A 21,612-nucleotide genomic window follows, 5' to 3' on the forward strand; every position below is an offset into this window, starting at 1 on the left:
CATCAACAAGTTAGAAACTTTTTTTAGAAAAAAGTGTTGACACAAACGGGGCACATAAACATAATGCGCCCCGTTCCAACGAAGTTCCCCGATAGCTCAGTTGGTAGAGCAGTAGACTGTTAATCTATTGGTCGCTGGTTCAAGTCCAGCTCGGGGAGCCACTTCTTTTTTCTCTTCTGTTTCAACATCTTACGTATTGTCTACCGCGACAGCCCTGATACACTGCGCCAGCGTTTGTTTCAGGAGATCATTGTGTCCAAGCGGTTCAGCCACTCTGTTGTAAACCTCTGCCTTAGCGTGCCGATATGCCTTGCTATCAGTGCCTGCATGACCACACCAACCAAACCGACAGCCACGCCGTCACCTCAGTATTCGCAACAGCAGCGACAACAAGCCAGCGAACAATTCCAAGCGACATGGCAACAGTTTCAGACACTGACCCTAGCCAACGACCCTTTGCTGCGACAAACCCTCGGTCACAACGGCGAGTTTGAATGGGCGGATATCTCAGCCGAAGCCCAAGCGCAGCAACTGCAAGACTGGCAAACACTCAGACAACAGCTGACCGACATTGAGCAAGCAGCTTTATCCGACGATGAAAAGAGTCGCTATGACGCGCTGATCAGCCGCTTGGAGCAACAGCTGTTGAGTGCTCCGTTTTCCGCCTTGGCCCTCGATCTGACCGGCCCTAATGCTTGGCAGCGCGTCATTCCCACGACTTTGATAGCACACCACCCAGTGGAGCGCATCAGCGATGTGTATGACTATCGCGATCGCCTGCAAGGCGCCGCCGAGCTGCTGGTGCGCTGGCGCGAGCAGTGGCAACAAGCCGATCAGCGCTTTTTGCCGCCACAATCGGCTTTCGACCTGGCCATCAGCGACATTGACCGACTACTGGACGGCCAACCCTTCGCCGAGAAAGCAGCGCACCACTCGCCTCTATGGGCCGACATTCAGGGTAAAATTACCCGCCTCGATTTGTATCCCAGCTCGCAGCGTGTGCTGCAGCAGCGTTTACAGCGAACACTGGTCAAACAACTTGGCCCCGCTCTAACCGCTGTGCGCGCCGAGCTGCAGCAGCTGCGCGCGCAAGCCCCCGCATTTGCGGCGTTAAACCAACATCCCGACGGTTTGCGCTATTACCAATTACAGTTGCACGATTTCACCGACAGTCAGTGGGATGCCCAGCACTGGCACAACCTGGCGACTCAGCAGGTACGCCGGTTACAGCAGCAGTGGCTGCAAGGCGGAGAACTGGGCAGTGAGCAGCGCTTCAGCGACTTGCTGGCCGCCGCGCCACTGATCAGCGACGTTGATGCTCAGATCCAAGCGCAGCAATCTCTATTGGAGCAGGCATCCAAAGCATTGGCAGGCCGCTGGGACAGCAACGAGCTGCCAGCCCTGGCGGTGCTGGCAGAGCCTGACTTAGTGCAAGCCTTTACCGATGTCGCCCGCTATCGCCCTGGGCAGTACCGCATTAACCCGACGGCTTTGCAGGCGATGACGCACTATCAATTGATGGCCACCAGCTTGCGCCGTGGGTTGGCCGCTCACTGGCAGTTTTACAACGCCACGCAGCCTTACCAGACGGCGATGCTCACCTCCCATGCCACCGAAGCTGGCTGGCAAGCCTACGCTGCACAGCAACTGCTGCCGCAACTGGAGAAGCAGCACAGCGACTGGCGTCGTGCCATTGTGCTCAGTGAGTTGAATGATGCCTGCTTAGCCGTCGTTGACACAGGCATCCACGCGCTTAATTGGAGTCAGGGTCAGACAGAGAATTTTCTCAGCAGCCAGTGCAACCTATCACCGGCGTGGCAAGCTCACTGGTTGATGCGCATTCAGGATCAGCCAGCCGCGGCGGTTGCCGCCTTTGCCGGCTTGCAGCAATGGCAACAACTGACTGCCAGCACTAACACCGACGTTGGCGGCCTGCTGCGCCGCGGGCCGCTGCCGCTGGACACACTGCGAAGCATTACAAGCGCAGATTAACGCCGATCATCCAATAGGTATGACTTCCAGGCGTGGCTTTCACATCGACGGCGGTGCCACCGCTGCTGTCGGTGGCGCGAATCTGACGGTTGCGCAAGGTACCCAACTCGGCATTCAGCCACCAATTGTCGCGCCAGCGAAACTCAGCCCCGACGCCAATGCGCCAGTTGGTGTATTCCACATCGAACGTCTCTTTTGGTAGCGCATCGTGTTTCTCACGCCATACACCGCCACCTGGTCGAGCATGCAGATAAGTAGAAACGTCGCGCCCCCAAGGGGTCTGAATGCGCGTTTGCGGAAAGCCGAGCAACATTTCTGTACCGCCAGCGGTCTTTAGCGCCACGCCTAATACCGGCCGCGGGCTAAAATTGCCAAACTCACGATCGACCACCACACCAAACTGCCAAAAACCCAGACGATGGTCGGTTCGCCCGACCAGCTCCAAGTTAGCCGCTAGGTGATCGGAGTCGACGCCATCGAGGTCGGTCATCACCCCAGGCTCAAAGCGCACCATAAACGACGTCCCCGAGCCGCGGCGTTGTTGGTAGCGGATTGGCACGGACAACCAGTAATACTCTTTGTCAGCGGCGTTCACGCCTTTCCAGCGAAACTCGGTGCGATCTAAATGGAACGCGGTGGTCACTTGTTCCGCGCCGCGCTCGCCGCGTTCAATCGGCAGCGTCAGGCTGATGGTATTGCTGCCAAACCCCGTACCACTGCCGCTGTCGGGCTTGCCACTGGACTCACTCAACCAATGCAGGCCGGATTGCGCTTGAGCATTGCTGGCAAGCAGCGCGGTGAGCAGCAGAGTGACTGTTTTAGTTGCTTTGCGTGGATTCGTCATAGGCTTCCTGGACGCTGTTATAACTGGCCAGCGCTCCCGTTGCTTGTTCGTTATTCCGTACTTTTTCCAGCGCTGTCAGGACATCCATCACCTGATCCAGTCCTTGCAGCAGATCCTCACTGGCACCGGCGGCTTCTTGCTCAGCGCGGTAGTCGGTGATGAACGCCATCGCTTGCTGCTCGGCTTGACGCGCCTGCGGCGTTACCGCTGCGTCCATGTTGCGCAGCACATCCAGAACCTGGGCAAAACCGGCTTCCACCTCGGGCTGCGCCTGTACTGTCGAACTCATCATTTGCTGACTGAGAAAGGATTGCGCCTCGCTGACCGCTGACACTTTTTGCTCAACACCGCCCAGCGACTGGTATTCCGCGGTGTTGATCAGACCACCCTCGTACAAACGCTGGGTCAACGCGGGAATTTGATCGCTGCGAATGGTGCCAGAGAAAAATTCGGAGCTGATTTGGCTGAGTTGCTGGCTTTTGTAGGACAAAGACACCTGATCGGCGTAGCTGCGCGGCAGTCGGTCGGCATAGCGCTCAGCAGACCAAGATGCGCGGGCGTTGGCTATGGCATCGCCGCCGCTGGCCGTGTCTTCTACGCTGCCTGAGTCAGCGTTCGCCGGCGCCTCAGAGTCAATACTGGCGTCGGTGTTAGCCGCAGCACTGTTGTTGGCTGCGGAGGTCGCTGTCGCCGCAGCGCTGGTGATCAAGGGGTTGGTGGTCACGTCCATGGGCACACGCCTCATTGTCTGTTACTGGCAATATCCGCCACAGACTCCAGCAAAAGGCGAGCCAGATTGTAACGGGGTGATGGCATTGCCATCACACGCCGCTTTGGCCACCAAGTTGACGGTCACATCGGCAGCCACAACCAGTTTCAGTAGCGGCAGTGAATCGCCAAAGCGGTAAAGGCTTACCGCTCGTCGGCGGCGTCCGCTACCCGCTCGTGGCTGCGACTGATGTGCTGGCGCACACTGTGCACCCCCCAGTACACCAAACCCAGCACTACTGGCAGTGACAATCCCTTCAGCAAGTCACTGTTGATATCCAGCCCGTAGGCCTTCAAGCCCTGAAAACCAATGCCCAGTAACGACAGCATGTAGTAACCAATGGCGACCACCGACAGACCTTCGACCGTTTGCTGCAGCCGCAACTGCAATTGACTGCGGCGGTTCATCGACGACAGCAGGTGTTGGTTTTGCTCTTGGATCGACAAATCCACCCGAGTGCGCAGCAAGCTGGTGGTGCGATTGATGCGTCGCGACAAATCTTCCAGTCGGTCTCGCACCGAGGTGCAAGTTTTTATGCCCGGCGTCAGACGCCGCTCCAGAAATTCTCGCAGCCCTTGCATGCCCTCGAGCGGTTGCTCTTTGAGTTGCGTCAGACGATCCAGCACCAGATCGTGATAGGCCAGTGCCGCAGCAAAGCGAAAATTGGTATCACTGCGATGCTGCTCGACCTTGGCAGCCAACAGCGACAGCTCTTGCAGCAGCTCGCGCTCATCGCGCTCGGAGTTGATGTCAGAAATCTGCTGGTTCAGCTCGGCCAAATTGGCCTCCACCGGACTCAGCTCGTGCCCCATGCGCCGGGCAATCGGCAGTGCCATCAACGACATCAGTCGGTAAGTTTCCAGCTCAAACAAGCGCTGCACCATGCGCCCAGATTGGTATGCCGTCAGTTGCCCGCGATGGGCCACCATGCGGCCAAAGCCATCGCTGTGCAGTCGAAAGGCAGTCCACACCTGCGCTAGACCATCAGCCACATGAGCGCCGGCAACGCGCTGCCCTTCGAACCAGTGATGTAACTGTTGCTCGCTGGGTGCGTCGTCCACCACCGCCAGATTCACCGCCACCAGCAGTTCGCCGGGCATGGCCGCCAGCCAATCTTTGGGAATAAAACTCAGCGCGTCTTGTGCAAACGGCTCCACCCGATGGCAAATAAAGGTGAAGTTGGCAAATTCCAAATGGCGCTCCCAGCGCAATTCAAAGCCACCGAAGTCCTGATAGAGACACGACGACTCCGGCCCGGGCACCGGCACACTGAAGCGTCGACACAAATCCACCACATGAGCGTGCAAGGCGTCACGGTTGCCATCCAATAACACGGTAAAGTGCGCCACCTGACAGTTGCGCTCAATAATCGGGGATGGACGATTGTGCAGCTCTTCATACAGCGACGAGCGCCACGGGTGAACTTTCAGCGATACCGCCGGTGCAGCGATGTCTGGCGTACTGTCCAATAACGCGTCGTTCATGCAGACTTCCTATTAAACGTGGCTCGGCATTCTAGCCAGCATATTGCCGCACAGCCAAGCTATTGCAACTGCGGCACAACACCCTTGGCGCTGCAACCCTTGAGATTGGCGTGACAAAGTGGCGCAATACAGGCTGTATTAGCATCAGAAGTCGTTTGCCTGTCTATGGATTATTCCTGGTCTCACCCTCCCGCTCACACCTTGACTCAAACGGTAACCGCCGAGCACATCGACGTGCTCGGTCACGCCAACAATTGTGAGTATCCCAAATGGATGGAAGCGGCGGCCTGGTCACATTGCCAAGCCTTAGAGCTGCCATTCGAGCGCTGGCAACAAATCGGGTTTGCTTGGGTCGCCCGACATACAGAAGTCGATTATTGGTGGCCTGCGATGCAAGGTGACGAGCTCGTAATTGGCACCTGGATTGGTGACACGGACGGCCGCCTAAGCATGACACGGCACTATGAAATCGTACGCGCCAGCGACGGCAAACGCCTCGCCAGCGGACACACGCGCTGGGTGTGCATTAACCTCAGCAGCCAAAAACCGGCGCGTATGCCAGCAGAGTTTAAAGCGGCGTTTTTTCCTCAAGGTGTTGAATAAGACCCGCGGCAAGGGCTTCTAGCCCGTCGTTTTTGCCCGGAGTCAAACCAAAGCGAGCAATCACTAACTCATGCTGCGGCAATACCATAACGTATTGTCCATCGTGACCTCGGGCCCAAAACACCTCTGCAGGCAGCTGATTAAAACGCCGGTTGCCATCGGCTTTGATGCCATTCAGCCAAAAGCCCATGCCATAGTGTTGGTCCGGGTTACTGGCGCTGGCAGTGGTTGCTTGCTGCATCCAATGATCTGGCAAGTTACTGGCACGCTGGTGCCAGCCATCCAGCCACCATTGCCCTACCCTGAGCCATTGCCTGGCGGTCATATAGCCGTAAGACGAAGCCACCAGCGTGCCGCTGACGTCGCGCTCCATCACCGCACCAACGATGCCTAACGGCTGCCAGACATGGCGCTGCAGCCACGCATCCAGAGGCTCGCGCATCGATTGCTGCAGGATTGCCATGGCCAGATTGCTGTCGCCACTGGAATACGCCCAATGGTAGCCAGAGCGATGTCGCAACGGTCGACTGGCCACAAACGCCGCCATATCACCTTGGTGATAGAGCATATTGGTGACGTCATCTCCGGGTTGATACCACTCGCGAAACTCCAGGCCGCTGGTCATTTGCAACAGCTGGCGCAACGTCAGTTCCGGTGGCAGCTGTGCAAAGCGGGTATTGGCTGGGGTGTCAGGGTGAATCTCGCCTCGATGTGCTTGCACGCCGACCCAACTGGCAAGCAGACTTTTATTCATCGACCAACCGAGCAAAGGAGTCGTTGGCTGCACCGGCGCGCGATAGCGCTCGACCAACAGATTGCCCTGATGCGCAATGGCAATCGCCAGAGTCTGACGACGCTCATCATCGGGCTCGGCAAAGGCTTGATCCAATAGCGCATCCAACCACGCTGGGGTTGGATGCGGCTCATGTCGCCATAACGGCCGCTGTGCCTTGCCAACCAGCACGGTCGGCTCAATTGCCAATGAGGCGCTATCGCCTGTCAGTAAGGTACAGCCACGGCCTTGGATAAAACGCGCTTGGCGCTGATAACCGAGCACGCTGGCCCTCACCTGCCGGGCCGACTCGTCGACCTGGTAATCGATCCAGGCAGACAGCGGCTCCAACGCTGGCGCAATCGCCTGTTGCTGCAGCCAATCCTGTGGCAAGCCCGACACCCACAAACCAGAGCACAGTGTTTTCGCCGCGTAGCCAGCCACCACGGTACGGCCCAGGCTGAGGTATATCAGTGGCGCGGCCACCATGGCCAACGCCAGCACAAACAGCAGCAGGTGTTTTAGCACACGCATGTGACCTCCTGTCTCTATTAATGTTGCGCCGCGGTCAGTGTGCGCCTCGTCAGTGTTGCGTATTGGGCTGCTCTGCGGTCGCTGCCAGCGCCGTCGCCAGAGACTGCTGCAGTGCCGCGTCGCCTTGTTGCAGCCACTGTTGCTGCCAGTGCTGAAGCACCGCCACCGGCTGCTGCAGTTCCTGCAGCGGCAAGTCCTGACACAGCTGCTGCATGCTGACATGCTGCAAATCTGGTAGCAACACCCAGCCCTGCTCACTGTGGCGACTGACCAGTGTGGCTTGCTGCAAATGCTTTAGTTCAGCCTGGGCGTAGCGCAGATCGTCTTCTGACAATAACTGCTGCTCGTTCTGTGCGCTGGCCAGCTGCTGCAACACAGCCACTCGTGTTTCCAAGCGGCTGCTGTAAGACGTGCGCGACTTGCGTGACTTGCGCCCTGACTGATTGTCGCGTGCCAGGGCATAACTCAGCTCAGCGCCGAGCAAAATCAAACTCCAAGACAAATACACCCACAGCAAAAACAGCGGCACCGCAGCAAAGGCACCATAAATCAGCTGGTAAGAAGGAAACATGCCGATGATGTTGGCAAACAGGTATTTACCGACTTCAAATATCGTCGCTACCAACACGGCCGCCGCCGTGGCCGCCGGCAGTGGCACCTGGCAATTGGGCACCAACACATACAAACACGCAATGGCAGCGCTGCTGAACAGCCAGGGTAATATTGCCGCCACCTCCAGCCACAAACCGGTTTCTTCCGTCCACAGCGGCAGCGAGGCCAAAAATGAGCTGGCCGCGAACGCTGCCCCAAATAATAAAGGCCCGAGCGTCAACACAGCCCAGTAGCGAAAAAAGGTATTCATGCCCGTGCGCGAGCGCTCTACCTGCCAGATGCGATTGAACTGCAGCTCGATGGTACGTAGCAGCATCAGCGCCGTTACGAATAAGAAAATGGCTCCCACCCAGGTCAGCTTTCGCGCCTGACTGCTGAACTGCTGCAAGTAGCCAGAGATCACGTCGCTGCCTTCTGGCATAACGTAAGCTAACAGCTGCTGATTGGCTTGCTCTCCCCAGGTTTGCAGCGCAGGAATGGCGCTTAAAATGGAGTAGCTGACGGTTATCACCGGCACCAATGCAAACAGCGTGGTGTAGGTCAGCGCCCCGGCATCGCGGCGCCGCTCGGTCGCCTCAAAACGCTGCACGGTAGACAGTAAGATGTGGCAAAAGGAGCGCCACCAGCGGATCACGTCTTTCATGTCATTCCTTGTTAAACTAGGGCGTCAATTTTCCAACCGCAGGAAGAAGCATGAGCGAAATCCAGATCTATCACAATCCTCGCTGCAGCAAGTCGCGCCAGACCCTGGCACTGTTACAGGAGCAAGGCATCGAGCCTGTGGTGGTGGAATATCTGAAAACACCGCCCACCGCCGCAGAGCTGCACAGTGTGCTCAGCAAACTCAACATGTCGCCGCGACAGCTGCTGCGCCGCAAAGAAGCCGAGTACAAAGAAGCTGGTCTGGACAACGAGCAGTTAACTGACGAGCAAGTCATTGCCGCCATGGTGCAATACCCCAAGTTGATTGAGCGCCCGATTGTCATCCATGGCGATGCCGCGCGCATCGGCCGCCCCCCGAAGACGTGCTGGAGATCGTGTAATGGCCACGCCTTATGTGCTGGTGCTGTATTACAGCCGTCACGGCAAAACCGCCGCCATGGCACAACACATTGCTCGCGGCGTCGAACACATCAGTGGCATAGAAGCGCGGCTGCGCACTGTGCCTGAGGTATCGGCAAACTGCGACGCCAGTGAGCCTAGCGTGCCGGATGATGGCGCTGTCTATTGCAACATGGACGATTTAAAGCATTGCCATGGCTTGGTACTGGGCAGCCCAACGCGCTTTGGCAATATGGCCGCGCCGCTGAAGTACTTTCTCGACAGCACCAGCAGCCTGTGGCTGACCGGCGCCTTGATCGATAAACCGGCCGGCGTGTTTACTGCATCGTCGTCGTTGCATGGCGGTCAGGAAAGTACCTTACTGACCATGGCCATGCCGCTGCTGCATCATGGCATGGTGTTCGCTGGCCTGCCCTATCGGGAAGCCGAACTGCTCACCACCGACGCCGGCGGCACCCCGTATGGCGCTAGCCATTGGTCCGGCACCGAGGGGCAGAGACCACTGACGGAAGCGGAAACCGCCCTGTGCCAGGCGCAAGGTAAGCGCGTTGCAACACTGGCGCTGCGCCTCGCCGCTGACCAACAACACAGCACTAAAAACGCGCCAGGAGACAGCCTGTGAGTCGCAATACGCAGCTGGCGTATCGCGCCATGCTCACCTGCTATGTATTGATGCTGCTGTTGCCCTTGTACAGTACACTCAGCAACCCACCGGCACATGTCGATAGCTTGGGTGATTATGCCGTCGGTGTGCTCTGGTGGTTATTTAAAGTATTGCCCCTATTGCTGTTCATACCGGGCTTGTGGCAACGCTCACACAAGGCCAGCGCTTGGCTGTCGTATGTCGCCATTTTGGCCTTCGCCATCATCGTCGGCGTTGGCGCCAGTCCGTTGATGATTCTGGCCTCATTGGGGTTATTTCTGAGCAGCATGCTGTTTACCCGCTGGGCCAAAGCCGAGCAATCCACCACCCACAATACTTGAGAGATCGCAATGCAACTGAACGTTTATTTGTCGGGAGAAATCCACAGCAACTGGCGCGATGCCATTGCCGAAGGAGTTAAGGCTGCAGGCCTAGACGTCACACTGACCGGCCCCAACACCAACCATGGCGCCAGCGACGATTGCGGTGACGATATTCTTGGCGCCGAAGCTTCCAATTTTTGGAAAGACCACAAAGCCGCCAAGATCAATGCCCTGCGCACACGCAAATTGATTGGCGATGCCGACATTGTGGTGGTGCGCTTTGGCGATCAATACAAACAATGGAACGCTGCTTTTGATGCCGGCTACGCCGCCGCATTAGGCAAGTCCTTGATCGTTCAGCACGACCCGTCGCTGACTCACCCGCTGAAGGAAGTCGACGCTGCCGCACTAGCGGTGTGTGAAACGCCGCAGCAAGTGGTCGATATCTTAAGCTACATTCATCGCGACCAATAAAAAAGCAGCCTCTGGCTGCTGTTTTATTGCCGATCAAATGGGCTTGGGCTCAGCCCAAGCCATTGTATTAGGCTTCGTCGTCCCAATCGCCGTCGGTGTCTTCGTCGGCAATTTCTGTGAACACAGGAGCGCTGCACTTAACGCACTGGCCTTCGATATAAATGACGCCGTCGACCTCGTATTCACGCGGCTCTTTCATACCCAAGTCGGCCTCCATACACTCGTTACACCAAGTTTGCGTTAAAAACGCTTGCTGGTCTTCGGCATCGCGGGCGTAAAAGTCACGTTCAATTTGTTCCATAGCTCATCTCAACATAAGTGTCGTTTTGTCGCCGCCATTGTAGCTGTGTCGCGCCACAAAAGCTCGTTTGCACGCTGGCTTTACTGAGTTGGCGATTTCTTATCTAATGTGGCCCTTTTCTCCATTCTTAACCTTCTCAGGAGTGCCCATGGCTGGCCTGCTCGCCGATATCGATCCGGATGGTTTGCTCGAATATTCCGTGGTTTTTACCGATCGCTCACTCAATCACATGTCGCAACAGTTCCAGCAGGTGATGCGTGACATCTCGGCCACATTAAAAGACGTGTACAACGCCGACAGCGTTGTGGTGGTGCCAGGTGGCGGCACCTATGGCATGGAGGCAGTCGCGCGCCAATTTGCTCACGCTCAAGATTGCATGGTCATTCGCAACGGCTGGTTCAGCTATCGCTGGAGTCAGATCTTTGAAATGGGGGACATTCCCGCCTCCTGCACCGTTATGACTGCGCGTCGCACCAGTGACGACGCACAAGCGCCGTTTGCGCCGGCCCCCATTGAAGACGTTGTTGCCGCCATCGAAGCCAAGTGCCCAAAGGTGGTGTTTGCCCCGCACGTCGAGACGGCATCCGGCATCTTGCTGCCAGACGACTATTTAAAAGCCATAGCTACAGCAGTGCATAATGTCGGCGGCGTATTTGTGCTCGATTGCGTCGCCTCAGGCACCCTGTGGGTAGACATGAAAGCGATTGGCGTAGATGTACTGATCAGTGCGCCGCAAAAAGGCTGGAGTGCGTCGCCTTGCTCTGCCTTAGTGATGCTGAGCGAGCGCGCTCTGGCGGTAATGGAAGAGCGTCAAAGCAGCAGCTTTGCCTGCAACCTCAAGCAGTGGCACATGATCATGCAAGCCTATGAAAACGGCGGTCACGCGTATCACGCCACCATGCCTACCGATGCCCTGCTGAAGTTCCGTGACACCATGCTGGAGACCAAAGACTATGGCTTTGACAAGGTGCGCGATGAGCAGTTAGCGCTGGGTAAAGCGGTGCGCGAGATGCTGGAAAGCAAAGGCATTCGCAGCGTTGCCGCTGAGGGCTTTAAAGCGCCTGGCGTGGTGGTGAGCTACACCGATGATCCGGCCATGCAAAACGGCAGCAAGTTTGCCGCACTAGGCATGCAAGCGGCGGCCGGCGTGCCTTTGATGTGCGATGAAGGCGACAACTACCGCTCCTTCCGCATCGGTTTGTTCGGCTTGGACAAGCTGCACAACATCGAGCGCAGCGTCGCCAACTTGGAGGCAGTGATCGATCAGCTGATCTGATCACCGCCTTGGGCGCTCTAACGAGCGCTCAAAGATTGAACGATTTCAGCACAGGCGGCGGCGGGATTCTTTGCTTGCGTGATCGGACGACCAATCACCATATAGCTCACGCCTTGCTGCTGCGCCTGTTGCGGCGTCAATACGCGGCGCTGATCGCCTTGCTCACTGCCCGCTGGGCGGATGCCTGGTGTCACGGTTAAGAAATCCGCGCCGCACGCCTCGCGAATCAGCCCCACTTCTTGCGCCGAGCACACAACGCCATCGAGACCTGCAGTTTGTGTTAAGCGCGCCAGACGTTCAACCTGAGTCAGCGGCTCAATGTCCAAGCCAATGTCGGCCAAATCGGATTGCTCCATTGACGTCAGCACGGTAACGCCGATCAGCAGTGGCTGATGAGACTTCTTCTGCAACTCGTCACGTGCTGCAGTCATCATGCGCAGGCCACCCGAGGCATGCACATTCACCATCCACACGCCCAGGTCCGCGGCTGCCCCGACTGCTTTCGCACAGGTGTTAGGGATGTCGTGAAATTTCAAGTCCAAAAAGATATCAAAGCCCAGTGTTTGCAGCGATTCGACCACCTTTGGGCCGACACTGGTAAACAGCTCTTTACCGACCTTTAACCGGCACTGACTGGGGTCGAGTTGTTGGGCAAGTTCAATAGCGGGCGCAGCGGAGGGAAAGTCTAAAGCAACAACGACGGGAGAGTCGCAGGTGGGGGATGTCATAGTTTTAACCTAGCAACGGGCGGCTGCGTGGCAAAGGCACCCAAAGTCGACCAGCTTTTACAGCTCGGGCAACGCCAATGGGCTTCCGTCGCTTTGAAGCCGCAGTGATTACACACGAACCTGGGCTCGCTCTCAACAATGCGGCGCAGGATACCATAGACCAGCATCAGCTGCGATTTGTCCAGCTGCTGGCGATGGCGCATCACCAGCTCCACCAAGGCGAAAAAGCCCTGATTCGACGGCTGATGCGACAACTCTTGCAACAACTGGCTGATCGATGCCGACGCATCGCCTTGCTCAGCATCGCACTCGAGTTGCGCTATCAACGCCGGCACGTACTGTGTGCTGCGCCAATGCTCACCCAGATAGCGGCTAAGGCCATCAAAATCACCCAATTGCCGAAAGCAATCGACCATCGGTTCGAGCACATGAATGATCGACTGGCCATCGACCTCCACCGCGCGCAAGTAACAGCGAATCGCTTCGCGTAGCTCTCCCTGGCTGTGAGCCAAATCGCCTTGCACCACAAATGCACGCGCACAGTGAGAATCGACCTTGAGCGCTTGCTTGCACAGTTTATGCAGTTCGAGAAAGTCGCCCTGATGGCGGGCTTTATCGGCCAACTCACAGGCGGCGTGGGCAACACGACGGTTCAAACCATCGTCATGGGGCAACAATTTGCGCCGATACAATTCGAGAATCTGTACCCAGTCGCCCTCTTCTTCGTATAGTTCCACCAGCGCAAAGGCGGCCTTTTCCTGCACTCGCCCCTTGCTTTCCAGCAGCTCCAAAAATAACCGCTCGGCACGATCCAACAGCCCGGCATGGGCGTAATCCACCGCCAGTTCAAACTCTAACGCTTGCATGGAATGCTTGGGCAGATCGGTGCGGGCAAACAAGGATTGATGCAGGTGAATGGCGCGGTCAGCCTCGCCTTTTTCACGCAAGCTGCGGCCAAGCTTTAACAATAGATCGAGCGCTTCATCATCAATATGGGGAACGCTTAGAAAACGCTCAAGCGCAATGTCATTGGCCTCAGCCAACAGCAGCTCGACGTTGGGGATCCAGTCTGGTTCCGGAGGTTTGCTTTGCCTGGCAAAGCGATATCCGAAGCCCCAGCCAATGGCGACGCCTGCCAGCAACAGCAGGTACATCAGGGCGGAATCCATCATAGTCCAGGTTTACTGGCTCTCTCTTGCAGTTGTTTCACTTCTCGCCGTAAGCGCCGAAGCTCAAGGGATTGCCGGGCTTTACTCAACCAGGACAACAAATACCCCGCCACGGCGCCGAGCAATAACATGGCACCCAGCCACAACGACAGTGGCCCCTGAATAACCGCGCCGGTCAGTAAATCAACGTTGACCGCAGTGCTGTTATTGGCGGAAAAGGCGATGGCATACACCAACACCAGGACAAACAGCAGCATGCTGATGCCCAATTTGAGCTGTTTCATAAGTCTCTCTTCAGGCTTCCACTTCCATGGTCTGGTTGACCTGGTCTCTCAGTTCTTTACCCGGCTTGAAATGCGGCACGAACTTCCCCTTCAGCTCCACCGTTTCACCCGTTTTCGGATTACGGCCAATGCGGGGCGCGCGATAATGCAGCGAAAAGCTGCCAAATCCGCGTATCTCAATGCGGTCACCCGATGAAAGTGTCTGCGACATATGATCCAACATCGTCTTCACTGCCAGCTCCACATCTTTGCTCGAAAGCTGCGGCTGTCTGGACACAATTCGTTCGATTAACTCCGATTTAGTCACTGGATGTCCCTCCAAGCGCCCGTGGGCTGAGAATAAATCCAGCTAAATCATGCAGTTAGCTTGTCAGTTTTGCAAGCTATCAGTGTCTAAAAAATCAACAGACGTTATTTTCAGCGGTTTTTCGGCGCAAACGGGCAGCGTTTCAGCGCTTATGGGCCCGATTTCCGTGAATTACACACCGGTAGGCGAGACAAGATTGCATCACAAGCGCCAGGAGCCCTGGTCAGTGCGGCCAAAAGGGTGCCCGCCAGGGATGGCCGGCATACAACAACGCCAGGAGCGTTGATGAACGCACGCAAGTGCGGCCCGAAGGGTGGATAGCACGGACGCTATCCATACAGCAACGTAGGGAACGTTGATGAACGCACGTCAGTGCGGCCCAAAGGGTGCCCGCCAGGGACGCGGGCATAGCATGATGGCATGGAGCCAGCATCAACATCGCCATCGTCGATGGCCCAAAGGGTGCCCGCCAGGGATGGCGGGCATAAAAAAACCCGCCAAAGCGGGTTTTTTCAGAGCATCAAGAACTTATTGCTGATTCAGCTGTTCTTTAATCAGGTCACCAATGGTGGTAGGACCAGTCACTTCTTGATCTGCCTTAGCGCGTTGCTCTTTCAGAGCGGCACGATCTTCAGCGCTGTCTTTCGCTTTCACGGACAGGCTGATGGTGCGGTTCTTACGATCAACAGCAGTGATCAGAGCTTCGACTTCTTCGCCTTCGTTCAGCACGTTGCGAGCGTCTTCAACTTTGTCACGGCTGATGTCAGAAGCACGCAGAGTGGCTTCAACACCGGCGATCAGTTCGATGGTCGCTGCTTTCGCGTCAACCGCGATCACTTTACCAGTTACCAGAGCGCCCTTGTCGTTTTCTGCTACGTACTCAGAGAACGGATCGCTTTCCAGCTGCTTCACGCCCAGTGAGATACGCTCACGCTCTGGGTCGATCGACAGGATAACGGTTTCCAGCTCATCGCCTTTCTTGAAGTTGCGAACCGCTTCTTCACCGTTGTCGTTCCAGCTGATGTCAGACAGGTGAACCAGACCGTCGATGCCGCCGTCCAGACCAATGAAGATACCGAAGTCAGTGATCGACTTGATCTTACCGCTGATCTTGTCGCCTTTGTTGAACTTGGTACCGAAGTCTTCCCAAGGGTTGGTGGTGCACTGCTTGATACCCAGAGAAATACGACGACGCTCTTCGTCGATGTCCAGGATCATCACTTCCACTTCGTCGCCAACTTGAACGACTTTGCTTGGGTGGATGTTCTTGTTGGTCCAGTCCATTTCAGACACGTGAACCAGACCTTCAACACCTTCTTCCAGCTCAGCGAAGCAGCCGTAGTCAGTCAGGTTGGTAACACGCGCTTTAACACGTGCGTTTTCTGGGTAACGCTCAGTGATGTTCACCCATGGATCATCACCCAGTTGCTTCAGACCCAGAGATACGCGGTTGCGCTCACGGTCGAACTTCAGCACTTTAACGTCGATTTCGTCACCAACAGCAACGATTTCGCTTGGGTGCTTGATGCGCTTCCACGCCATGTCGGTGATGTGCAGCAGGCCATCAACGCCGCCCAGATCAACGAAGGCACCGTAGTCAGTCAGGTTCTTAACAATACCCTTGATTGACTGACCTTCTTGCAGGTTAGCCAGCAGCTCTTCACGCTCTTGTGAGTTAGCCGCTTCCAGCACTGCACGACGAGAAACAACGACGTTGTTACGCTTGGCGTCCAGCTTGATGACTTTGAACTCCAGCTCTTTGCCTTCCAGGTGTGCAGTGTCACGTACTGGACGTACGTCAACCAAAGAACCTGGCAGGAAGGCACGGATGTTTTTCAGGTCAACTGTGAAGCCGCCCTTAACTTTACCGTTGATGATACCGGTAACCATTTCATCCGCTTCGAAGGCTTTTTCCAGCTCTTTCCAGCTTTCTGCGCGCTTGGCTTTTTCACGAGACAGTTTGGTCTCACCGAAGCCGTCTTCTACAGCTTCCAGAGATACCTGAGTTTCATCGCCAATGGCTACTTCCAGTTCACCATTTTCATTCAGGAACTGGGCGCGAGGAATAACCGCTTCTGACTTCAGACCTGAGTTCACCGTTACCCAGTCGCTGTCGATGTCAACAACGGTACCAGTAACGATAGAACCTGGCTGCATGTCCAGTTCTTTTAAGGATTCTTCAAATAGTTCAGCAAAGCTTTCGCTCATGGATAATTCCTGTCTCATTGCTACACAGGTCAGTGCCTGCGCGCTGTCCAAATGGTCAGTCATTTGGAGTTAGTTAATAAATAAACTGACTGCACTCACACTGCTGACTAGTACAGTCATTTACCTCAGATCAGTCGGGCCTGATGCACCAACGCCATTACCTGATCGCAGACCTCATCAATGCTAAGGGAGGTGCTGTCGATGACGACGGCATCTTGGGCAGGTTTCAATGGCGCTACAGCACGGCTGCTGTCACGCTCATCGCGAGCTCGGATGTCTTCGATAAGGGCGGGCAAACTAGCATTTATTCCCTTCTCGGTCAACTGGCGAAAGCGCCGTTGCGCGCGTTCTTCAGCACTGGCAGTTAAAAAGACTTTAATGTCAGCTTGTGGAAACACCACAGTGCCCATATCACGGCCATCGGCAATCAAACCCGGCGCCTTGGCAAAGTCACGCTGACGCTGTAATAAAGCATCGCGAACCGCTGGCAGTGCTGCTACCTGCGAGGCCAAACTACCAACCTCTTCGGTGCGAATGGTAGTGGTGACCTCTTCGCCGGCCAAGACCACAGCAACACCATCAATACCAGGCTCAAAAGTGACGTCCAACTGCGCAGCAACTTGGGCTACCGCTGGCTCGTCGTCAAGGGCGACCGACTGGCGCTCGGCGGCCAACCCAGTGATGCGATACAGGGCACCACTGTCCAGCAGGTGCCAGTTCAGTTCAGCGGCCAGACGCGCGCACACAGTGCCTTTGCCGGCACCGGATGGGCCATCAATGGTGATGACGCTCATGCCGTCGCACCCTCTTCTACCACCTCGATGTGCATGCCGCAGCCATTGGCCAACTCAACAAAGTTAGGGAACGACGTCGCGACATTGGCGCAATCAAGAATACGAATCGGCTCTGCTGTGCGCAGCGACGCCACCGCAAAACTCATGGCAATGCGGTGGTCGTGGTAAGTGACGATATCGCCACCGCCAAACTGACCGTCGCCGCCCATGCCCTGAATCACCGCTCCGTCGTCCGTGCCTTTGGCGTCCACACCCAAGGTCACCAGACCATCGACCATGGCCTGAATGCGGTCACTTTCTTTGACCCGTAACTCTTCAGCACCGGTCAGAACCGTCTCACCGTCGGCGCAGGCAGCCGCCACAAACAACGACGGAAACTCGTCAATCGCCAGCGGCACTTGATCTTCGGGAATATGAATACCTTTCAACTGCGCGCTGCGAATACGAATGTCCGCCACTGGCTCACCGCCAACTTCGCGCTCGTTCAGCAGCTCAATATTGCCGCCCATGGCTTTCAGAATATTGATCACGCCAATACGGGTTGGGTTAATGCCAACGTGCTCCAGGGTAATATCAGAACCGGGCATAATGCTGGCCGCCACCATAAAGAAGGCCGCCGAGGAGATATCTGCCGGTACGTCGATATCACAGGCCGTCAGCTCACCGCCACCTTTTACCGTTGCCGTTGAACCGTCGACCTGTACGTCATAACCGAAGCCTTTTAGCATGCGCTCGGTGTGATCACGCGTTGGCGCCGGCTCAGTCACCGAGGTTTCGCCTTCTGCGTACAAACCCGCCAGCAGCAAACAGCTTTTCACCTGCGCACTGGCCATCGGCAAATCGTAGTGAATGCCGCGCAGAGCGCTGCCACCGCGAATCCGTACCGGTGGACGTCCGCTATCAGCGGTGTCGACATTGGCGCCCATCAGCGCCAGCGGGTCGGCCACGCGGCCCATAGGACGTTTACTCAAAGATTCATCGCCGGTCATCTCAACATTAAACTTCTGACCCGCCATTAGGCCGGCCAACAAGCGCATGGAGGTGCCAGAGTTGCCCAGGTACAAAGACCCTGGAGGTGGCTGCAAGCCGTGCATGCCAACACCGTGAATGGTGACTCGACCACGATGCGGGCCTTCGATAACGACGCCCATATCGCGGAATGCCTGCAGGGTCGCCAAACTGTCTTCACCTTCCAAAAAGCCGCTGACTTCAGTAACGCCGTTGGCCAGCGAGCCCAGCATAATGGAGCGATGGGAAATGGATTTGTCGCCCGGCACGCGGAACTGCCCGCTCAGTGCCCGGCCCGCAGAAGCGAGGTAAGAAATAGTGGCTGTTTTCATAGGCTCAACATAGGCCCTGCGGGCCAGTATTTTAGAAAAGTGGTCACGCGCCGCTTTGGCACGCGTCAGAACGCCCATCACCTGGGTCACATCGTCGGCTTCAATGTGCTGACGCAACTGTGTCAGGTCCTGCTGGAACATGTCCAACACCGCCAGGATTTGCTCGCGATTGGCAGAAAAGATATCGCGCCACATCACCGGGCTACTGGCCGCAATGCGGGTAAAGTCGCGAAAGCCGCCGGCGGCGTAATGAAAAATTTCTTTGTTTTCATGCCGACTGGCCAGAGTATCGACCAGATTGTATGACAATAAGTGCGGCAAATGACTGGTGGCGGCCAGTACTTCGTCGTGGTGCACCACATCCATTTGCTCCACTTCAGCACCCGCCACTTGCCAGGCTGCAACCACCTGCTGCAGCGCATCAGTATCGGTATGCGGCTGCGGCGTGATGATCACTTTATGACGCCGATACAGATCCGCATCGGCGGCGGCAACACCACTGCGCTCAGATCCGGCAATCGGGTGCCCGAGGACAAAACGCCCAAACTGCGCACCCAACACAGCGGCCACATCACTGGCCACAGACCCTTTTACCGAACCCACATCGGTTAAGATGGCATTGTGTTTCAGACTGGGGGCGATCTCTTCTAGCACGGAGCGAACCGCCTTAATCGGCACCGACACGATAATAAAGTCGGCGTCTGCGACCACCTCGGCTAGCTGCTCACTGTAGCTGTCGATAATGCCCAGCTGCTGCGCCTGCTGCATCGAATCCAGATTGCGATCAAAGCCGGACACCGCTGTGGTACAGCCCGCTTGGCGCAGCGCCTTGACCCAAGAACAGCCAATCAGACCTAACCCCACCACCGCGACATGCCCAAGTGTTACCGTCACGCCGCGTCGCCCTGTGCCAGCACCTCGGTCAACATATCGATAAAGCGCTTATTTTCCGCCTCGGTACCAATCGAAATACGCAAATACTCAGGCATACCGTAACCACCTAACGCACGTACGATGACACCGCGCTGCAGCAGCGCCGCATTCACGGTTTTGGCATTGTCTAACCGCACGCACAGGAAGTTACCGACCGACGGCAAGTAATCCAGCCCCAGTTGTTCAAACGCGTCTATCAGCTGTTTCATACCGAGACGATTGGCACTGACACTGCGCTGTACATGCGCCTGGTCCTTCACCGCCGCTACCGCCGCCGCTTGTGCTGCCGCATTGACATTGAACGGTGGTCGCACTCGATTTAACAGCTCTGCCAACTCCGTGCTGCTGACGCCATAACCAACACGCAAAGCGGCCAAACCATAAGCCTTGGAGAAGGTACGTGTGACTAACAAGCGTGGAAAGTCGGCCAACAGACGGGTGCCGTCTGGATAACCATCCTGGTCAACGTATTCGAAATAGGCTTCGTCGAGAATGGCGATTACGTGCTCTGGCAACTGCGCCAAAAACGCGCGAATGCTGTCTTCTGCCAACCAGGTGCCAGTAGGGTTATTGGGGTTGGTGATAAACACCAAGCGTGTACGCTCATCCACCAGCGCCGCCATAGCAGCAAGGTCATGACCAAAATCTTTTGCCGGCGCCTCACGCACCTCAGCGCCCACCGCCGTAGCATTCAAACCGTACAAAGAAAAAGCGTGCTCAGAGACCACGATGTTGTCGCCCGGCTGAACAAAAATACGGGTGACAAAATCCAACAGATCACTGGAGCCGTTGCCCAGCGTTAACTGCGCCGGCTCAACCTGTAAATGCTCAGCCAAGGTCTGGCGCAACTCAAAGCCCGCGCCATCGGGATAGCGACTCAGTGCTAATAATTCATGCACTGCGGCCTGTGCCAAAGGACTAGGACCCAGCGGGTTTTCATTGCTTGCCAACTTAACGATGGCGCCAGGCTCAAGTCCGATTTCTCGCGCTAACTCGGAGGCCGGCTTACCTGGCTGATACGGGTGTAAGGCCTGCGCTCCGGGGGAGGCCATCTGCAATAAGTTCTTCACAACACTGCCTTTGGGTAGGAGCCCAGCCATTTAAAGTCGACGGCCTTGCTCTGAATTTCTGCCAACAGAGGCACAATACGCTCATCGTCGCGATGCCCCTCAAAGTCGATAAAGAAGACATAGCTCCAAGTGCCACTGCGTGACGGCCGCGTCTCAATACGAGTCAGGCTGACACCATCGCGGTGGAAAGGCTCTAACACATGGTAGAGCGCCCCTGGTTCGTTGCGACTGGCGACCAGAATGGAGGTCTTATCATCACCGCTGCTTTGTGTCGGCTGTTGCCCAACGATCAAAAAGCGCGTGGTGTTATCGGGTTGGTCTTCGATGTTGGCGTGCACTGGCTTCAGGGCGTACAGCTCTGCCGCCGCTTCACTGGCAATCGCCGCCGCACCCGGCTCTTGGCTGGCTCGACGAGCCGCTTCGGCGTTGGACGCCACCGCGATACGCTCAACATTGGGGTAATTTTGATCCAGCCACAAACGACACTGCGCCAAGGATTGCGCATGGGAGTAGATCCGTGTGACCGACGCAGAAGGCTCAGAAGTCAGCAAATGATGGTGAATGCGCAGCGTCACCTCACCGCATATCAGCAAATTGGACTCGACGAAGCTGTCGAGGGTGTGGGTCACCACACCTTCGGTAGAGTTCTCCACCGGCACGACGCCAAAGTGAGCAGCGCCACTTTCCACTTCGCGAAACACATCAGCAATAGAGATCTGGCCTGCGCAACTGACCGCATGACCAAAGTGTTTGAGCGCCGCCTGCTGAGTGAAGGTGCCTTCTGGGCCGAGGTACGCCACGGTCAGCGGCTCCTCCAGTGCCAAGCACTGCGACATCACTTCACGGAACAAACGCGCCATGGATTCATCACCCAGCGGCCCTTGGTTACGCGCCATGATTTTGCGCAGTACTTGTGCTTCGCGCTCCGGGCGGTAAAACACCACGCTGTCGCCGGGAGAGCAGTACTTTTGCTTCACCTCAGCCACTTGCTGCGCACAGCGCGCACGCTCGTTGATCAGCTGCTGAATTTGCTGGTCGATGGCATCAATTTGATCGCGCAGCGCGCCTAACTCTTCTGCTTCGCTCATTC

General features: G+C 56.5%; 22 protein-coding genes and 1 tRNA gene. 8 read left to right on the forward strand and 15 right to left on the reverse strand.

Features of this window, described 5'->3' with window-relative positions; translation table 11 throughout:
• Positions 1–85: 85 nt before the first annotated feature.
• Positions 86–161 (forward strand) — tRNA-Asn (locus CHH28_RS17540).
• Between the two features lie 166 nt (positions 162–327).
• On the forward strand, positions 328–1,992 hold the full coding sequence (locus CHH28_RS17545) for a DUF885 family protein (protein ID WP_094061538.1): 1,665 nt from the start codon (positions 328–330) through the stop codon (positions 1,990–1,992).
• Here CHH28_RS17545 and CHH28_RS17550 read toward each other — a convergent pair.
• The 3 genes from CHH28_RS17550 to CHH28_RS17565 form a co-directional block, all read right to left on the reverse strand.
• Complete coding sequence (locus CHH28_RS17550; protein ID WP_094061539.1) at positions 1,976–2,836, reverse strand: hypothetical protein; 861 nt, start codon at positions 2,834–2,836, stop codon at positions 1,976–1,978. The genes CHH28_RS17545 and CHH28_RS17550 overlap by 17 nt on opposite strands.
• A complete protein-coding gene (locus CHH28_RS17555) occupies positions 2,811–3,566 on the reverse strand; it encodes a hypothetical protein (protein ID WP_094061540.1) in 756 nt (251 codons plus the stop codon). The genes CHH28_RS17550 and CHH28_RS17555 overlap by 26 nt, the downstream gene beginning before the upstream one ends.
• A 182-nt stretch (positions 3,567–3,748) precedes the next feature.
• Positions 3,749–5,089, reverse strand: a complete 1,341-nt coding sequence (locus CHH28_RS17565) for a DUF3422 family protein (protein ID WP_094061542.1) — start codon at positions 5,087–5,089, stop codon at positions 3,749–3,751.
• Positions 5,090–5,254: 165 nt separating this feature from the next.
• Between CHH28_RS17565 and CHH28_RS17570 the strand changes: the two genes are divergently transcribed.
• A complete protein-coding gene (locus CHH28_RS17570; RefSeq protein ID WP_094061543.1) occupies positions 5,255–5,692 on the forward strand; it encodes an acyl-CoA thioesterase in 438 nt (145 codons plus the stop codon).
• Here CHH28_RS17570 and CHH28_RS17575 read toward each other — a convergent pair.
• Positions 5,658–6,998 (reverse strand): serine hydrolase domain-containing protein, encoded by a 1,341-nt coding sequence (locus CHH28_RS17575; protein WP_157729990.1) that lies wholly within the window; start codon positions 6,996–6,998, stop codon positions 5,658–5,660. The genes CHH28_RS17570 and CHH28_RS17575 overlap by 35 nt on opposite strands.
• A 49-nt stretch (positions 6,999–7,047) precedes the next feature.
• Positions 7,048–8,253, reverse strand: coding sequence for a YihY family inner membrane protein (locus CHH28_RS17580; protein WP_094061545.1), 1,206 nt, complete (start codon positions 8,251–8,253; stop codon positions 7,048–7,050).
• Positions 8,254–8,303: 50 nt separating this feature from the next.
• On the opposite strand from CHH28_RS17580, the gene arsC reads away from it, so the two are divergent.
• Genes arsC through CHH28_RS17600 form a run of 4 tightly spaced genes read left to right on the forward strand, consistent with a single transcriptional unit; the run spans position 8,304 to position 10,112 of the window.
• Positions 8,304–8,780, forward strand: a complete 477-nt coding sequence (gene arsC, locus CHH28_RS17585; protein WP_332881220.1) for an arsenate reductase (glutaredoxin) — start codon at positions 8,304–8,306, stop codon at positions 8,778–8,780.
• Positions 8,710–9,294 carry an NAD(P)H:quinone oxidoreductase gene (wrbA, locus tag CHH28_RS17590; RefSeq protein ID WP_332881243.1) on the forward strand — a complete coding sequence of 195 codons (585 nt, stop codon included), beginning with the start codon at positions 8,710–8,712 and terminating at the stop codon, positions 9,292–9,294. The genes arsC and wrbA overlap by 71 nt, the downstream gene beginning before the upstream one ends.
• Entirely contained in the window at positions 9,291–9,656 is a 366-nt protein-coding gene (locus CHH28_RS17595; protein WP_094061547.1) for a DUF2069 domain-containing protein, read from the forward strand. Before wrbA ends, CHH28_RS17595 begins: the two co-directional genes overlap by 4 nt.
• A 9-nt stretch (positions 9,657–9,665) precedes the next feature.
• Entirely contained in the window at positions 9,666–10,112 is a 447-nt protein-coding gene (locus tag CHH28_RS17600) for a YtoQ family protein (protein ID WP_094061548.1), read from the forward strand.
• 67 nt (positions 10,113–10,179) lie between these two features.
• Here the strand turns inward: CHH28_RS17600 and CHH28_RS17605 are convergent, their stop codons facing one another.
• Positions 10,180–10,413 carry a hypothetical protein gene (locus CHH28_RS17605; protein ID WP_094061549.1) on the reverse strand — a complete coding sequence of 78 codons (234 nt, stop codon included), beginning with the start codon at positions 10,411–10,413 and terminating at the stop codon, positions 10,180–10,182.
• Between the two features lie 148 nt (positions 10,414–10,561).
• Between CHH28_RS17605 and CHH28_RS17610 the strand changes: the two genes are divergently transcribed.
• Positions 10,562–11,689 (forward strand): aminotransferase class V-fold PLP-dependent enzyme, encoded by a 1,128-nt coding sequence (locus CHH28_RS17610; RefSeq protein ID WP_094061550.1) that lies wholly within the window; start codon positions 10,562–10,564, stop codon positions 11,687–11,689.
• 17 nt (positions 11,690–11,706) lie between these two features.
• On the opposite strand, the gene pyrF is transcribed toward CHH28_RS17610, so the two are convergent.
• From pyrF to pheA, 9 genes are all read right to left on the reverse strand, one after another.
• Positions 11,707–12,417, reverse strand: a complete 711-nt coding sequence (gene pyrF / locus CHH28_RS17615) for an orotidine-5'-phosphate decarboxylase (RefSeq protein WP_094061551.1) — start codon at positions 12,415–12,417, stop codon at positions 11,707–11,709.
• Positions 12,414–13,589 (reverse strand): hypothetical protein, encoded by a 1,176-nt coding sequence (locus CHH28_RS17620; protein WP_157729991.1) that lies wholly within the window; start codon positions 13,587–13,589, stop codon positions 12,414–12,416. The genes pyrF and CHH28_RS17620 overlap by 4 nt, the downstream gene beginning before the upstream one ends.
• On the reverse strand, positions 13,586–13,870 hold the full coding sequence (locus CHH28_RS17625) for a lipopolysaccharide assembly protein LapA domain-containing protein (protein ID WP_094061553.1): 285 nt from the start codon (positions 13,868–13,870) through the stop codon (positions 13,586–13,588). Before CHH28_RS17625 ends, CHH28_RS17620 begins: the two co-directional genes overlap by 4 nt.
• Positions 13,871–13,880: 10 nt before the next feature.
• Positions 13,881–14,177 carry an integration host factor subunit beta gene (gene ihfB / locus CHH28_RS17630; RefSeq protein WP_094061554.1) on the reverse strand — a complete coding sequence of 99 codons (297 nt, stop codon included), beginning with the start codon at positions 14,175–14,177 and terminating at the stop codon, positions 13,881–13,883.
• Between the two features lie 528 nt (positions 14,178–14,705).
• The gene (gene rpsA, locus CHH28_RS17635; protein ID WP_269843672.1) at positions 14,706–16,403 is read right to left on the reverse strand and encodes a 30S ribosomal protein S1; all 1,698 of its coding nucleotides are present in this window, start codon (positions 16,401–16,403) and stop codon (positions 14,706–14,708) included.
• A 107-nt stretch (positions 16,404–16,510) separates the two neighbouring features.
• Entirely contained in the window at positions 16,511–17,179 is a 669-nt protein-coding gene (gene cmk, locus CHH28_RS17640) for a (d)CMP kinase (protein WP_094061556.1), read from the reverse strand.
• Positions 17,176–19,413: a bifunctional prephenate dehydrogenase/3-phosphoshikimate 1-carboxyvinyltransferase gene (locus CHH28_RS17645; protein ID WP_094061557.1), complete on the reverse strand. Its 2,238-nt coding sequence runs from the start codon at positions 19,411–19,413 to the stop codon at positions 17,176–17,178. Before CHH28_RS17645 ends, cmk begins: the two co-directional genes overlap by 4 nt.
• On the reverse strand, positions 19,410–20,522 hold the full coding sequence (hisC, locus tag CHH28_RS17650) for a histidinol-phosphate transaminase (protein ID WP_233243651.1): 1,113 nt from the start codon (positions 20,520–20,522) through the stop codon (positions 19,410–19,412). The genes CHH28_RS17645 and hisC overlap by 4 nt, the downstream gene beginning before the upstream one ends.
• On the reverse strand, positions 20,519–21,610 hold the full coding sequence (pheA, locus tag CHH28_RS17655; protein WP_094061559.1) for a prephenate dehydratase: 1,092 nt from the start codon (positions 21,608–21,610) through the stop codon (positions 20,519–20,521). The genes hisC and pheA overlap by 4 nt, the downstream gene beginning before the upstream one ends.
• Positions 21,611–21,612: the final 2 nt, after the last annotated feature.

This window comes from Bacterioplanes sanyensis (genome assembly GCF_002237535.1).
GTDB lineage: Bacteria > Pseudomonadota > Gammaproteobacteria > Pseudomonadales > Oceanobacteraceae > Bacterioplanes > Bacterioplanes sanyensis_A.